8 protein-coding genes are annotated in these 17,404 nt (G+C 42.3%); 1 reads left to right on the top strand and 7 read right to left on the bottom strand.

Going from position 1 to position 17,404, the window contains the following annotated elements; all coding sequences use genetic code 11:
• The coding region (locus tag H6F50_RS25135) for a ParA family protein (RefSeq protein WP_190430790.1) at positions 1 to 224 on the bottom strand (224 nt) is incomplete at its 3' end.
• Between the two features lie 179 nt (positions 225 to 403).
• Here H6F50_RS25135 and H6F50_RS25130 point away from each other — a divergent pair.
• Positions 404 to 1,018, top strand: a complete 615-nt coding sequence (locus H6F50_RS25130) for a tyrosine-type recombinase/integrase (protein ID WP_347277207.1) — start codon at positions 404 to 406, stop codon at positions 1,016 to 1,018.
• A gap of 143 nt (positions 1,019 to 1,161) precedes the next feature.
• Here the strand turns inward: H6F50_RS25130 and H6F50_RS25125 are convergent, their stop codons facing one another.
• The 6 genes from H6F50_RS25125 to H6F50_RS25100 all read right to left on the bottom strand — a co-directional run.
• Positions 1,162 to 2,733 carry a radical SAM protein gene (locus H6F50_RS25125; RefSeq protein ID WP_190430788.1) on the bottom strand — a complete coding sequence of 524 codons (1,572 nt, stop codon included), beginning with the start codon at positions 2,731 to 2,733 and terminating at the stop codon, positions 1,162 to 1,164.
• Between the two features lie 153 nt (positions 2,734 to 2,886).
• On the bottom strand, positions 2,887 to 7,590 hold the full coding sequence (locus H6F50_RS25120) for a non-ribosomal peptide synthetase (protein WP_190430787.1): 4,704 nt from the start codon (positions 7,588 to 7,590) through the stop codon (positions 2,887 to 2,889).
• A gap of 8 nt (positions 7,591 to 7,598) precedes the next feature.
• Complete coding sequence (locus H6F50_RS25115; protein ID WP_190430786.1) at positions 7,599 to 14,375, bottom strand: type I polyketide synthase; 6,777 nt, start codon at positions 14,373 to 14,375, stop codon at positions 7,599 to 7,601.
• A gap of 86 nt (positions 14,376 to 14,461) precedes the next feature.
• On the bottom strand, positions 14,462 to 15,580 hold the full coding sequence (locus H6F50_RS25110) for a DegT/DnrJ/EryC1/StrS family aminotransferase (RefSeq protein WP_190430785.1): 1,119 nt from the start codon (positions 15,578 to 15,580) through the stop codon (positions 14,462 to 14,464).
• Between the two features lie 18 nt (positions 15,581 to 15,598).
• On the bottom strand, positions 15,599 to 16,666 hold the full coding sequence (locus H6F50_RS25105) for a glycosyltransferase family 1 protein (RefSeq protein WP_190430784.1): 1,068 nt from the start codon (positions 16,664 to 16,666) through the stop codon (positions 15,599 to 15,601).
• A gap of 1 nt (position 16,667) precedes the next feature.
• A partial coding sequence (locus tag H6F50_RS25100) for a thioesterase domain-containing protein (protein ID WP_242029205.1) occupies positions 16,668 to 17,404 on the bottom strand: 737 nt, incomplete at its 5' end.

Here is a 17,404-nt window from a genome sequence, read left to right as displayed (position 1 = left end):
TCTGATAAATCTGGGATTTGCTCAATTAAGTCGTTGGCATCTGAAAACTTAACCGTGGGAATAGGAAGTTGCATTGAAGAAAGCCACAGCGAACCGCTGCCTTGGGGATCGGCGTCCAAAAAGCTGACGGTTTTCTTTTTTCGGTGTAACCAGACAGCAAAGCTGACACTCGCTGTGGTTTTTCCACAGCCCCCCTTTTGGTTGCAGAAGGCAATAACAGACATAGACTTAGTTACTCACCTCAATTACTTAACTTGATTACTTAACTCAGTAACTTAAAGTAACTACTTGCTTAACCCGTAGATTTAGTATGCCAGAATGTGGGGTTTAGACTCCGCCGAAAAGGACTCTTTTAGGTGGAGTTACTTCCAGTGACCAACGGATTCATTAGAGTTTCAGGGTTATTGTATTTAGCCGACCAAATACTGTTTTAGGTGGAGTTGCGATAAAAACCCAACCCGCACCGCCGATTAAGCAAGCAAGACCTGACAGCGAACGAGACTATCTAACTCCGGATGAGATGGAGCGATTGAGAGCGACTGCTAAGAAAACTGGGCGTTATACACACCGAGATTCTACACTCTTGCTCTTAATGTACCGTCACGGGTTAAGGGTTGGGGAAGCCGTCGATCTGCAATGGAGGAATGTGAACTTCACCACTAAGCATCTTTATGTGAAACGTTTGAAGAGAGGGGTACCGTCAAATCAACCTTTCTATGGAGACGAAGTGCGAGTTCTTCGGCAACTTCAACGAAAATATTGCGATCTAAACTCTTTCCGGGTACCTTTGGCTCTGCCGTACCTTCAGGTATATCCCGTCGAAGTGTCGCTTCAAGGCATTCAATTGCACGTTGCCAAAGGTTTGGTTACGTTAGACTTTGAACACTTCATGGAGGGAATTAGAGTAGAGACGTTAATTTTTCCATTTTGTCTGAAACAATCTTTACTTGTTCAGCAATGCTCACCCGTTTGGTTTTCAACCAACTATACACTTTCTGCGTCGCAATCAGAAAGTTGATGTAGTCGTACTTGGTTATTTTGGATGGGTTCATCTTTTTGTTCTCCTGCACCTACCCCTTTTTCTCAACTGCGTAACTCCTGATCGTAATGATGTAATTACAAATATGAAATCTGTATGAAATCGCTTCTATGACATTTTTTTTACAAACTAACTTTAATAATCTTTGCTTCTTCTGCCAAATACTCAGCTAATTGGGCTTCAATTTGCTGTTTGACAATTAGGCGATACTCCAGAAAATGTTCTAGTTCAGAGCAAAGAGATATATAACGCCTCAAGCCGCCTCGATAATGTCGGTATAAACTATACAGGTTGCGCCAGAACTGCCAACGAGTTTTTCGGACAACCCCTTGCTTCCAAAGAATAATCAGTAGGGGACGCAGCGTTGCCCAAGTTAGTTTTTTCTTAGTAGTTCTTCGGATTTTGGGATATTTTGCCTGTGCCAAAACCATAGACTGACGATAGGCGCGGTTTAGAAAACGCTCTGGTTCGTACAGTTTCCAAAAAGCTTCGATATACTCGCGGGCAATCTCTTCCAAAGGACGGGTTGGCACAAAGTTCGTTAATGTCGTTTGATTAATATTGGCCAATTCGCTTCGGAGGCGTCCTTCTTTGTTGAGCCGATGCCAGAGGGCAGTGTTGGGTAGTGCTTGTAACATACTGAAAAAGGCAATAGAAATCGCGGTTTTTTCGACAAACTGGACAATACGCTCGCCTGCTCCCCGTTTTTCTCCATCAAACCCGATAATAAATCCTGCCATCACCCGCAGTCCCGATCGCGTAATTGCATGAACAGCTTCGCTCAAAGAATCTCGGGTATTTTGATACTTGCGAGTTAACGCTAAGCTCTCTTCATCAGGTGTCTCAATTCCTAAAAAGACCGATCCGAAATTACACTGCACCATCATATCTATCAGTTCTTGGTCTTGTGCCAAATCAACGGATGCTTCGGTGATAAAAGAAAAAGGATAGCTATGTTTAACCATCCAGGGTTTTAACTCTTTTAGTAAGAGTTTGACATTTCGCTTATTCCCAATAAAGTTGTCATCCACCATAAAAATGGTGCCTCGCCAACCCAACTCATAGAGACGCTCTAATTCAGCCAAGAGTTGTGCTGGGGTCTTAGTTCGAGGTTTGCGACCATACAGAACAATGATGTCGCAGAATTCGCATTGAAAAGGGCACCCCCGCGAGAACTGAACTGACATATCCGCATACGCACTAAACTCTAATAGATCGAAGCGTGGGATGGGTGTTTGAGTCACATCGGGTTTTTCTTCTCCAGACCGGAAGATTCCCGTATTTTCTCCCCGTTCAAGCGCTTCTACAAACATCGGTAAGGTGATTTCTCCCTCATCGAGAATCAAATAATCAGCTCCTGCGGTTTTGGCTTCATCAGGTAAAGCGGTGGGATAAGGCCCTCCGACTGCAACTGGTTTGCCTCGTCTTTTCGCCTCCTGAATTTGAACGAGGAAATCTTCTTTTTGGACAATCATTGCCGATAAAATAACTAAATCTGCCCAATCCCAATCCGCTTCAGTTATTTGGGTAACATTCCGGTCTACTAACTTAAATTCCCACTGTTGGGGAAGAATTGCTGCTACAGTTACTAAACCCAAGGGCGGCAGCAATGCCTTACGGCCTACCAGCGCTATGGCTTTTTCAAAAGACCAAAAACTTTTAGGAAATAGGGGATAAATAAGTAAAACTCGCATTTTTTGAATCCTTATAGACCAAAGAATAAGTAGAGGGAGCTAATTAACTTAAGGTGGAGGCTGCCCAGAAACAAATTTTTATACGGATACAAGGTTTATTATGGGCACTGCGTATAATAAACCTTGGTCAAATGCAAATATTTTTTAATAGTTTTATAATTCTCCTTCTTCTAGCTCGCTTTGTGCAGATGATACTGGTGTTGATTTTAGCCATTGAATTGTTTCAATGCGATCGCTTAATTCAGCTATTGTAATCGCTTCAAACAAAGAGCGGATGGGTAATTCTACTGAGAATGTTTGGCGGATACGAGCGAGGATTTTAGTTGCCATGAGAGAATGTCCTCCCAGTTCAAAAAAGTTGTCTTGGACTCCCACTCGCTCGACTCCTAAAACTTCTGCCCAAATCTGAGCTAATTTTTCCTCTGTGGGAGTACGAGGTGCAACGAACTGGGTTGGAACATTGGTTTGGATTTCCAGTTCGCTTAAGGTGCGACGATCAACTTTCCCATTAGCTGTCAACGGCAGAGTATCTAAGTTTGTGAAGACTGAGGGAATCATATAATCAGGAAGTTTCTGCTGGAGAAATTTCCGCAATTCTTTTTCGGTTATGTTTTTCTCTTTAGAAACAATATAAGCAGCTAGCCGGTGGTTGCCGGATTTGTCTTCTTTCGCAATCACTGCAACTGATTTAAGTTGGGGATACTCGCTTAAAGCCGCTTCAATTTCTCCCGTTTCAACGCGGAAACCTCGAATTTTAATTTGTTCGTCAATCCGACCAAGAAATTCGATATTGCTATCGGGTAGGTAACGAACTAAGTCCCCAGTTTTGTAAAGATGGGCGTTTTGTTCATTACCGAAAGGATTGGAAATAAATTTGTCTTGGGTTAATTTGGAGTCGTTTAAGTAACCTCTAGCTAAGCCAATTCCACCTATGTGTAATTCACCTGGAATTCCGATAGCCACAGGTTGTAAATTTCGATCTAAGATGTAAGTCTGCACGTTAGCGATCGCTCGTCCGATCGGTACTTGTTGCTGTATAGTTGCCGATGCGGTGATAGGATAAGTTGTAGCGACAACTGTTGCTTCAGTTGGGCCATAAGTATTCACTAATTTGGGATAATCGCCTACCCGCTTTTGCCAGATTCTCACTAGTTCTGGAATTGCTCTTTCGCCGCCAATAATCACCAAGCGCAGCGATTCGGGAAGGGCGATATTTGTTGTCTCCAACTCGGAAACAATTTGATGCCAGTAGGCTGTCGGCAAATCTAAAACTGTTAGCTTTAAATCTTGGCAAATTTTTAGAAAAGTTGCTGCCGAATTCAACATTTCATCAGTTCGCAACACTAATGTTGCGCCAGAAGCAAGACAGGGATAAATTTCTTCGGCAGCTGTATCGAAACTAATCGAAGCAAATTGGAGAATAGAATCGCTTGGCGTTAATCCATATTCAGAAATAGCACTCTGGGTAAAATTAACCAAAGAGCAATGTTCAATTGCAACCCCTTTGGGTTTTCCTGTGGAACCTGAGGTGTAAATTACATAAGCTAAATTTTTTGGTTTAGCTAGACTCAATAAATTTTCTTCGCTTTCTTGAGATAGTTTTTCCCAGTGTGTATCTAAGCAAATAATCTGTGCTTTATTTTCATGCAGCAAAGGTATCAGCTTTTGCTGAGTTAATAGAACTTGCACTTGCGAATCTGATAGCATATAACCGAGGCGTTCTTTGGGATAAACTGGGTCTAACGGTACATAAGCCCCACCCGCTTTGAGAATACCCAATAGCCCCACAATCATCTCTATAGAACGTTCTGCACAAAGACCTACTAGCACCTCTGGTTTGACTCCCAAAGACTGAAGATAGCGTGCTAATTGATTTGCTTTGGCATTCAATTGGGCATAGGTAAGAAATTGGTCTTTCAAAACAACGGCGATTCTATCTGGTGTTTTTTGTACCTGAGCTTCAAACTTTTGAGAAATTGTTTTTTCAATAGTAAAGGTTGCTGGGTTTTGAACGAATTTAGTTAAAAAATACTGCTTTTGGTCATCAGAAAGCAAATTAATTTGACTGATTAGTTGATTTTTATCTACTAAAAATGAATCCAGCACCTGAAGAAAATGTTGAATAGCTAAAATTTGTAGTTCTTCATCAAAAACATCTTTGTGAAAATCAAAGTCGAGAACAAGGTTTCCTGATAAATCCCAATCGCGTATCCTAACAGCGAGGCTTTCAGTCCGATGCCCTGAGTGAACCGATTCACTTGTTATTTTGACTCCCTGAAAGTCTGAGGATACTTGAAGCTCATAGTTTAACAGAACATCGTAAATTGGATTCCGGATAGAATTTTCAAGTACATATTGACCGTATTTAATCGCTTCGGATGTTGTAATAGAAATTCGATTAATTAAGGATAGGACAGTATCATTGGCTTCGATCTCAATTCGTAGAGGTACTTCCTGGGCAAAAGAGCCAATTGTTTTCTTAAAACTTTTGGATCGTCGATTGTGCAACGGCATTCCAATTGCAATCTGTCTGTTACCACTGGTACGATAAAGATAAGTTGCTAAAATTCCTAAGAATATATTAAATAAAGATGCGTTGTTTGTACTTCCAGTTATCGTTTCATAAGCGGCGATCGCTTTAAGTTTTTGGGTGCGAGCGCCACCCAGATCGCAGGCAACTCGTTCTACAAGTGTGGTTTGCTTCAAACGGCGTTGCCCGTAGAATGCGATCGGCTCAATTGGTTCTGCCAGCTTTTGCTCCCAATAGGCTTTAGCTTTCAAATATCGGGAAGATTCTTGATATTCTTTATCGTAATTTATGTAATCTTGGAATTGAGGAATGGGAAACGGTTCTTGTAATTTATTGTTTAGAGCGCACTCGTAAAGACTAGACATATACTCACAGATTAATCCAAAAGCATACCCATCGACGATAATCTGATGGAATTTTAAATACCAAACATATTTTTGTTCAGATAACTTTATGAGTACCATGTCAAACAAACGCTTTTGAAAATCAAACGGCATTTGCGATCGCCTTTCGATCCAGTTTTGCAGTTCATTCGGCTCGGAAACTTCGGAACAATCTAAATATTCCACAATGTAAGGAAAATTGGCTATCACCCGTTGTTGTGGTACGCCATCAATTTCTTCAATTATTGTCCTTAAAGCATCGCTAGCATTCACAAGTGCCTGAAACGCTGCTTGGAAGTGTTCGGGTGAAATCTGGGTTGGGATGATGGCACTGCACGCATTGTTATAAACTAGGGCTTCTGGATACAATTGTTGCCCTAACCAAACAAGGAATTGATTAGCCGTTAAATTCGAGCGATCGCGAAAATTGTTAAACTCTTTTCCTTCTACTGGAGATGTTGCTGCATTCAAGTTTCCTAGTACTTGCTGCCGCTCAAGTTTAGTCAGAAGCGGTAATTCTGAAAGTTGCTGTTCTGGATTGGCGACGATGCCTTCCAACAAAGTTTGGAAATGATTTTGCATCCTCTCTATAGTTGAAGCATTAAATAAATCGGTATTGTATTTAAACTCGCCAAATAAAGTTTCTTTGCCAACTACCATTTCTAAGGTCACATCAAACGCGCCTTCTTGCCGAGGCATCTTAAAAGGCTTTAATTGAAGCTCATCCCAATTAATTACAACGCCTGTTTCAATACCTGTGACTAACTCTATATTTTCTGTTAATTGTTGAGGCTTTTGTAAAATAAATGAAACTTGAAAAAGCGGCGATCGACTGGGATCGTGGTTTGGTTGCAATTGCTTGACTAATAAGGGAAAGGGATAATCTTGATGAGCGATCGCGCCTAACGCCGTTTGACGTACTTGACTGAGAAAGGCTTGAAATGGGGGATTTCCAGAAAGGTTCCCTCGCAAGACAAGCAAGTTCATAAAGTAGCCCACAATGGGTGCAAATTCACTTTGAGTCCTGCCTGTCATGGGAGATCCCACGAGAATATCTTCTTGACCCGTATAGCGATGCAGCAATACCTGAAAAGCTGCCAATAGAGTCATGTAAAGGGTTGTTCCTTCCGCTTGGGACAATTGCAGAAGTTGCTGGGTGAGTTCCTGCGTTAGCCGAAAGGGATGAGATGCGCCATTAAAAGTTTGCACGGGCGGACGCGGACGATCTGTTGGTAGATTGAGCATTGGTAACTCACCCGCTAGTTGTTTCTGCCAGTAAGCCCAGAGTCTTTCCCCATCTGCACCTGCCAGCATTTCGTTTTGCCAGCGAACGTAATCTCCATACGTTAAAGTCAGCGGTGGTAGAGATGCACTGATTCCATTTTTTGCCGCTGAATAAAGTACGCGCAACTCGTCAAGAATTAGCCAAATTGACCATCCATCGCACGCAATGTGGTGGATGGTTAGCAACAGGATATGTTCCTCTATAGAACGAGTAAATAAATTAACCCGCATGACGGATTCTCGTTCTAAATTAAAAGGACGCTGATAGGCTTTAAATACTTGCCGATCTAACTCATCTGCGCTCCAGGTTGCTGCGTCTATTTGCTCGAAGCAAACTTCTTGATACCCATGAACTTCTTGGACGGGTTCGTTGTTTTGGAGCGCAAAAGTAGTCCGCAGCGAAGGATGGCGATCGCTCAGCATTTGGAACGCCTTTCGCAAGGCAGAAATATCGACATTACCTCTGATGCGTGCGGTAAAGGCAACGTTGTAAGCAGGGCTTTCCGGGGCATTCTGGTACAACAACCACAGAATTTGCTGACCGTAAGAGAGGGGGTACTGGGATTTCGCTTTGCTAGCCTTTTCTTGCAATAGTTGTGCTAAAAGGGCGCGTTTTTCTTGAGGCGATAAATTTCTTTGATTTTCAGGTAAATTACTCATAACTGCTCCTATTCTTTAGAATCTATAGAATTTAGTAAAGTGTCTACTTCTTCATCGCTCAGATGAGCTAACTGATTCAATAACTGCGCCGCATTTTCAGAGTTGATGCCGTTGTTTAGATTGATTTGGACTGGTGTAACTCTAGAAGTAGCAGAGGAGGGGGTATCTATTTCTATTAGGCGATCGCTTAAATACGTTGCTAAACTCGCAACATCGATCCCTTCCATAAATTTCACGATAGGAACGTCTAATCCCAAGTGAGTTTTCATCAAACTTCTCAGTTCGATTGCTGTCAGAGAATCAAGCCCCATCTCAGTTAAACCGCGCTGTACGTCGAGTTGGGATGGCTTTAACCCCAGAACTTTTGCCACTTGTTCTTGCGCGAACGTTAATAGAAGAGGGAGGCGATCGCGATCGGTTGCTTCTTGCAATTGACGACGAATGTCCAGTTTAGGCGCAGGCTGAGAAGCGGTTTTCCCTTGCGACGGTGCTTGGCGAACTAATTCTGAGAATAAAACAGGATTAGCATCGTTGGGAAATCGCTGTAAAAACTTCGACCAATCATAAGAAAACACGCCAACTTGCACGGCACTTTGGGTGAGTAACTCGCCCAAAATTTGCAATCCCAACTCTGGAGACATCGCGCCGATTCCCCGCGCTTCTCTGCGGCTTTGGATGCGATCGTCCAAGGTAGCTGCCATGCCAGCATCTGCCCAAGACCCCCAATTTATGCTTAATCCCGGCATCCCCATTTGACGGCGATAATGAACTAGGGCATCCATAAAAGCATTAGCAGCAGCATAGTTGCCTTGACCCCGCGTTCCAATTAATGCTGTTACCGAGGAAAAACAAATAAAGAAGTCTAAAGGCAAGTTTTGAGTGAGGGTATGCAGATTCCAAGTTCCTGCTACTTTTGGAGCCATGACACTCGTGAAACGCTCCCAATTTTGCTGTAGCAATGCGCCATCATCTAGAACTCCAGCCGCGTGAAAGATACCGCGCAGAGGCTCTGCACTGGCTTGAATTTCCTCCAACACAAGGGCTATTTCTGAAGTATTGGCAACATCTGCCTTAACAACTTTAACGTTCGCTCCTGTTTCTTTTAGTTGAGAAATTGCTGCTTGTACCCTATCATTTGCATCGCGACGACCTATTAAAACTAAGTGTTTTGCACCTTGTTCTACCATCCATTGAGCGACCTGAATTCCCAGCGCTCCCAACCCGCCAGTAATTAGATAAGTGCCATTTTCTCGAATCGGAATAGGCTTGGAATCGGCAGTTATTTCTGGCATTGAAATGACGATTTTGCCAATATGCTTGGCTCCAGCCATGTATCGGAACGCACTGACAACATCGGATATGGGAAATACTTTGTGAGGTAAGGATTGCAAATCGCCTTGCTTGAACTGTTGCGCGAGTTCCTCAAACATGGATGGGACTAATTCTGGAGTTTGTCGCCTGATTTCACCTAAATCGAAGGGAAAATAGGAAACATCCGGTCTCACTTCGCACACCTGTTGTTCATCCCAGATGCCAATTTTGCCAATTTCGATAAACCGACCGTTTTGACCCAAAACCTCAAAATTTTTGGCAATAAATTCGCCGTTTAAACTGTTGAGAATAACATCCACACCCTGTCCGTTTGTGAGACTCTTTATCTCATCGACAAAATCTAAACTGCGGGAGTTCATCACGTATTTGACTCCCATTGCTTTGAGGAATTCCCACTTACTCGGACTCGCGGTTGCAAAAACTTCCGCCCCAGCTTTTTGAGCTAATTGAACTGCTGCTTGACCGACACCTCCAGCGGCGGCGTGAATCAAAATGCGATCGCCCGATCTGATTTTCGCTAGATGATGCAACCCATAGTAAGCCGTTAAAAAAGCAAGGGGAATGGTTGCGGCTTCTGCAAAAGTTAAATTATCTGGTTTTGGAACGATAAATTGAGCCGGAATCGTGACAAAACTTGCGATCGCATTATGCACCTGCATCACCGCCATCACTTCATCGCCAACGCGATAGTTTTTCACCCCTTCTCCCACAGCAACTATCTTTCCCGCACATTCAAATCCAAAGCTCATCTCGCTGGCAGAAGTAATACCCAAATGCTGTGCGTAATATTCTTTGAGCATTCCTAACGCATTCAGCACGTCTCGAAAATTCAGTCCTGTGGCGCAGACTTGAATTTCCACCTCTCCCGCTGCTGGCGATCGCCGCTGCATTGGCATTAAGGTAAGATTTTCTAAACTGCCGTAGTTAGATGTTTTCAGTTGTACGGGTTCTTGAGATTTACTAACAGCTTCGACTTTCTGAGAACGTCGTATCAATCTGGCAACGTGACGGACTCCCTGACGATAAGTAATCTGATTTTCTGAATCTGGGAAAAGCGTTTCATTCAGCAGAATATCGATTTCACCTTCTGCAAGCGGTAAGTCAAGACAAGTGCAGTGCAATTCCGGATGCTCCATTGCAATGACGCGCCCTAATCCCCATAAGGGTGCTTGTTGTACTTGCAAAGGAACGGATGCAGGTTGTACGGGTTGAGTTTCTTGAGTGACTAACCACAAGCGAGGAACCGTTGACCATCCCGTTTGAGTTAAACTCTGAACGAGATGCAGCACGCTACCACAATTCACGACTTGGTTATCTTGTAAAGCAGTTACAGAGTTGATGTCTGTCTTTTCCAAACTCCATAAATGAACGATTCCTCGACAAGGAGATTGATTCTCAAGAGCGATATCCTGTAACAAATGTTGGAAGTCTTCTAGTTTGAATGGATTGATGCGATACTTTTCATCTCCAACTTTTTCGTAACCACTCCCTGGAGACACCAGAATGCAATTCGCACCCAATTCTTCGAGTTGTTGCGATAACTTTAATCCAATTCCGTTTGTATCGGTAAAAATCAGCCAATTGCCTGGTGTCTCAATATTGTTCGGATAAAGCGAACCTAGCCCCCCAACGCCACTTGCTACAAGGGAAGGAGGAGAATTTAAAGCCTGTCTCCTTGAAGGAGAAAGGTTCGGAGAGAAGTTTTCCAGATCGCGTGGTTGTGTTTTCCATACAAACTCATACAGCCAATCGCTGGTATCCTTCTTTCGGAGACGACGTAACAACACTTGACGATTCGTTCTCCGAGACTGCCGACCGATTACTTCGGCAATGACTTCTCCATTTTCATCAAATAGAATTAAATCTCCAAGGGTGCTTCCGTCTGGCGAGGCATCATTTCGCTTTTTAGCATGACACCATAGATGAGTAAACCGACTGGGACGCTTGTAAAACTTGAAGCGCTCGATGTGAAAGGGAATATAAATATAATCGCTGTTTTCTAGTTCTTTAAACCATAAAATCGCTAGAGTTTGAAAACAAGAATCAATTAAACCCGGATAAAACTGGTATCCGCTCAAAATATCATCTGGCAACTGAGGAATTTGCATCTTTGCTAAAGCATCTTCCTTTCCCAGCCAAATTGTTTCTATCCATTGAAATGAAGCTGCCCAGTTGTAACCCATTTCGATAGAGTTTGCGTAAAATTCCGAGCCAGAAATCTCCTGTTGACACCGCTGCCGAATTTCTTGCCAATTCACTGATTCAGAAGCTGTCACTGTCATTGATTGGGAGTAGCATACTTTTCCAGTTGCGTGTAGACTCCAGGAATTAGCATCGTTTTGATCGGCTCCTTTTTTGAGGCTCGCTAATTGGAAAGTAGTTTCTTCAAATTGAGAATTCAGTACCAATTGAACGAGCTGGCTACCTTCTTCAGATAAAAGCAAAGGATTTGGAATATATAAGTCTTTAATCTCGCAAGATTCTGCGCTAAAAGCTTCCTTAACCGCCGAACAAACCATTGAAATATGAGATGCGGCAGCAACTACTACTGCCCCATAAATTTTGTGATCCTTGGCATAGAAAGGTGAGTTGGGGCTAAATCGAGACTCAAAGCGGATTTCTTGAGAAAATGGCAATCGCAGACGTTGACCGAGTAGAAGATGGTATTGATTGTCTAGAGAAGGTTGAGAAGTTGCAGTTGCCTCTTTTTCTTCTTTATGAGGAGGTTCCATCCAAAAGCGTTTTTTCTGCCAGGGATAGGTTGGTAACGCGACTTTACGACGTACATAATCCCGGTCAAAACCCAACCAATCTACTTTAATTCCACGCCCGTATAATTCGCCTATACTTTGCAATATTTGCTGCCAATCTTGTTGCTCCTGCTGTAAGCTCTTAAGCCAGAGACAAGGAGAATCTGCATCAAAATTTGGGATACATTGGCGACCCATTCCTAACAGAATTGGTTTTGGTCCTAATTCGAGGAATATTTCATAGCCTTGTTGATGAAGTGTTTCCATACTTGTTGCAAATTTTACGGGTTTGCGGATATGACAACACCAATATTCCGGCGTGGCGATTTCAGCAGTCGCCTGGGTTCCCGTGACGTTAGAAATTAAAGCAATTTGCGGTTCGGAGTAAGTCACTTGTTTGGCAAGTTGCTCAAAATCCGCTAGCATCGGTTCCATCAAGGGGGAGTGAAAGGCGTGAGAAACTTGTAAATATTTTGTTTTTAATCCTTGAGTCTCTAAAGTGGCACAGATAGTTTCTATGGCTTGGTTGTAACCGGAAATTACAATACTTTGTGGGCCATTAATAGCAGCGATCGCTACTTCGGCTTTATAAGGTTCAATTGCCGCTAATACTTGTGCCTCTGTCGCTAGAACTGCTAACATTTTGCCATTCGGAGGTAGAGCCTGCATCAGTCGTCCCCGTGCGGCTATGAGCTTTAAGGCATCGTCTAAGCTGAATACTCCGGCAACGCAAGCAGCAACATATTCACCTACGCTATGACCCATTACTGCATCGGGAATAATGCCCCAAGATTTCCATAATTCAGCTAAGGCATATTCCAAAGCAAATAAGGCGGGTTGAGTGTAAGCAGTTTCGTCGATTTTAGATGGGTTACTATCCGATTCTGGATACAGAATAGAAAGCAAGGATACATCCAAAGAAGGTCGCAAAATTTTATCGCAACGGTCAAGGGTCTGACGGAAAGTAGGTTGGGTTTCGTAGAGTTGCCGTCCCATGTTGATATATTGGGAACCCTGACCTGTGAATAAAAATGCAATTTTGGGAGATTTACCGTGTACTTGTGCGTGTGTCAGTCCGCTAGTTTCTTCCCCTTTTACAAAAGCCCCTAGCTGTTCTTGTAACTGCACAATTGATTCAGTAACTACCGCTAAACGATGGCTAAAGTGAGTGCGTCCGCTATTAGCTGAAAAACAGATATTAGCTAGGTCTTCTGTTGGCTCTTTGATTAAAAGTTCCTGATAATGTTGTGCTAATTCTCGCAGCGCACTTTCAGATTTAGCAGAGAGAGCCAAAAGATGGGAGGAGCGCTCTATTGTTGCTAACGGAAATTTAGAATTAGTAGGTGCTTCTTCTAAAATGATATGAGCGTTCGTACCGCCAACTCCAAAAGAATTAACCGCCGCACGGCGGGGAGTGCCGTTAGTTTTCCATTCAGACAACTGGGTATTGACATAAAAAGGGCTATTGGCAAAGTCAATACTGGGATTGGGCTGTTCAAAGTGGAGACTGGGCGGGATTAATTTGTGTTTAAGAGTCAGCACAGCTTTAATAAGTCCCGCTACACCGCTGGCAAAAATCAGATGTCCGATATTGGTCTTGACCGAACCAATCGCACAGTATTGTTTTTTTTGTGTTTTGGCTGCAAAAACTTTAGTTAATCCGGCAATTTCGAGCGGATCTCCCAGTGCCGTTCCCGTACCGTGTGCTTCAACATAAGTAATGGTTTCGGGGTCAACTCCGGCTAATTCCTGAGCCTTGGAAATCGCTGCGGCTTGACCGTCAATACTAGGTGCTGTAAAGCTTTCTTTCACAGAACCATCATTATTAATTGCTGAAGCTTTGATTACAGCATGAATGCAATCTCCATCGGCAAGTGCTTCACTGAGTCGCTTTAAAAGGACAATTCCCACTCCATCACCATAAAAAGTTCCCTCTGCTTTAGCATCAAAAGCACGACAATGACCGTCGGGAGAAAATATCATCCCCGGTCGATAAACATAACCAATTTTTTGATGAACTCGGACATTCACTCCACCCGCTAGCGCCATATCGCATTCGTTATTGAGCAAACTTTGGCAAGCTAGGTGAACCGCGACCAAGGAAGTCGAACAGGCAGTTTGAACGTTAATTGCTGGCCCTTTTAAGTTGAGTTTGTAAGCCACCCGCGTTGGTAAACTATCGTGGGCGTTTGGTAATCTAATATGCCAAAGCTGGGTAAATTGCTGAATTTCTGAAGGGTTAAGGTGGGGATAAATGTTGTTTAACAAGTAACTGCTTAAACCTGCACCTGCGTAAACGCCAATCGCACCTGGATAAGATTCTGGCGCATAACCAGCACTTTCGATGGCTTCCCAAGCGTGTTCTAGAATTAGTCGCTGTTGCGGGTCTGTTAGGGTGGCTTCGCGATCGCTCATCCCAAAGAAAGCTGCGTCAAACAGGTCAATATCTTCTACAAAGGCGTTGGCTTTGACGTAATTGGGTTCGCTCAAAAATGTTGGGTCTACTCCTGCGTCGAGGAGTTCCTCCTCGGTGAAATGGGAAACAGATTCCACCCCATTTTTAAGATTTTCCCAGAATTCATCAATATTTTTGGCTCCTGGGAAGCGACCCGACATTCCGATAATAGCGATGGCATTGCGATCGCCTTTGGCACTGCGCTCCGCGCAATCACTTGGCTGGAATAACTGTGGTTTTTCTAACATTTTTTATATTAGTAGTAATTTTAAATTTGAATACTGATTTTTTGAAATTAATCTGAATTAACTTGTATCAACACAATCAAATCATACTAAGTTAAGACTTTTAATTCTAAGTGCGATCGCAAGCAGGTGCAAACATACTGTATCTCTTCTGGTGTAAGACCAAAATAAGAAGGTAAATTGATGCCGCGTTGATAAACTTTATGAGCAACAGGCGTTACATTTTGGGTTTGCTGATACATTGGCATATCTGAAACCGGGTAAAAGTAAGGTCTAGTCTCTATTCCCTTCAGTTCTAAAGCTTTCAGGAGAGTATTTCGTTCTGCTTCTGTGTATTCCTTTATTTCAAGGCAGACAAGCCAGTAAACATTGCGGGCATAATTAGCAGTAAAATTTAGCTTTATACCTGGAATATCTGACAAGTAATCTTTGTAGAGTTTAAAGATATTAATTTTACTCTCAATTAATTCATCTATTCTGTGAAGTTGAGCCAGACCTAAAGCTGCTTGTAGATTGGTCATACGATAGTTAAAACCAATCTCGTCATGCCAGTATCTTTTTACGGTACTCATTGCCTGGTCTCGCAAATACTTTGCTCTATGATAGAATGCTTCATCATTTGTGGTTATCATTCCTCCTTCTCCACAACTCACAATTTTGTTACCATAAAAACTAAAGATGCCGCAATCAGCTAAAGAGCCTGTTTTTTGTCCTGCTATTTCAGCTCCATGAGCTTCAGCCGCATCCTCTAGCACTAATAGATTATATTTTTTAGCCAGTCGATTGATCTCAATCGTATTCGCAGGATGTCCATAAAGATGAACTGGAATTATAGCTTTAGTCTTTTCTGTTATTGATTTTTCAATTTGAATTGGGTCAATACAGAGGGTGTCTTCTTCTATATCAATCGATACAACTTTAGCACCTGTATAAGCCACAGCATTAGCAGTTGCAATAAATGTTAAATCCGGGATAATAACTTCATCTCCTGCTTTAATTCCATAACTTGCAAGGGCAAGATGGATTGCTGTAGTACCGCTGGAAGTTGTTAAGGCGTATTTCGTGCCACAGTATTCAGCAAAGCTTGCCTCAAATTCGTTAATATAGCCGCCTTGAGAGGATATCCAACCCGATTTTATAGCATTATTAACATAGTCAATTTCTAATTGTGTGATTGATGGTTTTGATAGAGGTATAACTTTTTCCATGAATTTTATAGAATAGGTTTATTTGCTTAGGTAAGATGCAAATACTTTAGTGTTTTGTACAATATTATGATTTTCATACCAGGTAGATGAATTATTCACCACAGTTTGAAGCTGTGTTAAAGACAAATTTTTTAAAGAGGGATTGGGTACTAAATAATGCTTGTGCATTTCTAAACCATCGGCTTCTGAAGGGTTATAGCAAGAACAAATTGGAACTAATCCATGAGCGCAAAAAGCAGCAAAAACGCTCGATTTACCCAAATCTCCAGGGAAACGGCTATAGTCTATAAAACCTGCTAAAGAATTTAACAACAATTGTCTGACGGCTTCAGCAGGCTGAAAACCCATCTGCACTAAACGTACCCCCGGAAAGTTAGAGGGTTGTAAATTGAGAGATTTACCAATATCGCAAATTTCTTCGATACCTAAAGCATGGCAACTATAAAGGAGCGCTTTCAGGTGATTTTGGTAAACGCGGGAGCGATCGCTCCCACCAAAGACAATGATTCTACGACTGCGATCGCTTAAAGGTGGAATCCGCTCGTCGGGTTCGCCAATCGTTGAAAAATCAGGGATACAGGTAACAGGTTGCTTTAACCATCGAGAAAGAATCGCTTGAAATCGAGCGCTATCTGTTAAAACTGTAGTCGCAACTTTAACAAGGCGACGAGACACAAGACTCTGAATCGGGTTTAAAAAATTTAGCTTTTTAAATTTAAAAAATGGTAATTCATGAAACATGACAATTAATTTAATATTACGCTGCCTTACTGCCGTTGCCAAAGCTGTTGGTAGCCAAAAGGGAGCATCAATTTTTCCCTGTATATAAGGATAGTTACTGTAATGTAAAATTATTCCCTCTATATTTCCGGGTAATACTGATAACAGCGCTTTTGGAGTATGGGCAGGTATAACAGTGGCGGCAAATCCTTCAATGATGGGTTCTATCTCGATATCTGGTTGGAAAACCAAAAACTGAGTGACGATTCCATGACCTTTTAATAGTTGGCTGGCTAGTCTGATTGAATAATCCCCCACTCCATCTGTATAAGGGGGGAGTCGGGGTACTATTTGAACAATTTTCATTTTATTTTTTTACTGATTTTTCTACTTTTGCGTTCTGTGCTTTATCTAAGGCACTTTTCACTTCTTGAACTAGAAATGGCATCGATGCTGCATTAAATAAATTACCAAAGATTCCAGGTATCTCATGAATTTCAACACCTGCCGCAGCCAGGTCTTCCCAACCTAACTTTTCACCAAAATACCATTCTAATTTTTGCTTTTTTGCTCTGAAAAGAAGCAGGCAGCCTGGGTAAACTTGAGGGCTATATTTAGCCTTAGCTTCTCGATTCATCTTTTCAGCTTGTAAATAGCGTACTTCGTAGGGGATAAATTTATCAGTATTTTGGGGGTTCGCTGAATTTTGATGAATTGGCTGAGGTTGGCTATTGTTACGTTTTTTAGTCGTTGAAGATTTGGATTTAGTCAGTTTTGACTCTACCTTTTTTTGCACCCAATCCGTCAAGTAAGTTAATTGACCAATTAAATTGGCCTGCTTCAGTTTATCAGCATGATAATAGAAGGTTTTGTAAATTAAAAAATCTAAATGGTAGTACAACGCCCTAAGTCCTAAAAATAGGTTATTATTGGGCATTGTTTTAGGTGCGTAAGCATCGACCAAGGCTAGCATTGACACTTCCTCGCCTTGAGCCTTAAGCTGTTGGGCTATCTCGAAAGCGATCGTACCGCCAAAACAATGACCTCCGATAAAATAAGGGCCATTGGGTTGAATAGACTGTATTTCTTTAATGCAGATAGACG

The sequence above is a fragment of the Coleofasciculus sp. FACHB-712 genome (genome assembly GCF_014695635.1).
Classification (GTDB): Bacteria; Cyanobacteriota; Cyanobacteriia; order Cyanobacteriales; family FACHB-T130; genus FACHB-T130.
This window is presented reverse-complemented; position numbering and strand designations above follow the sequence as displayed.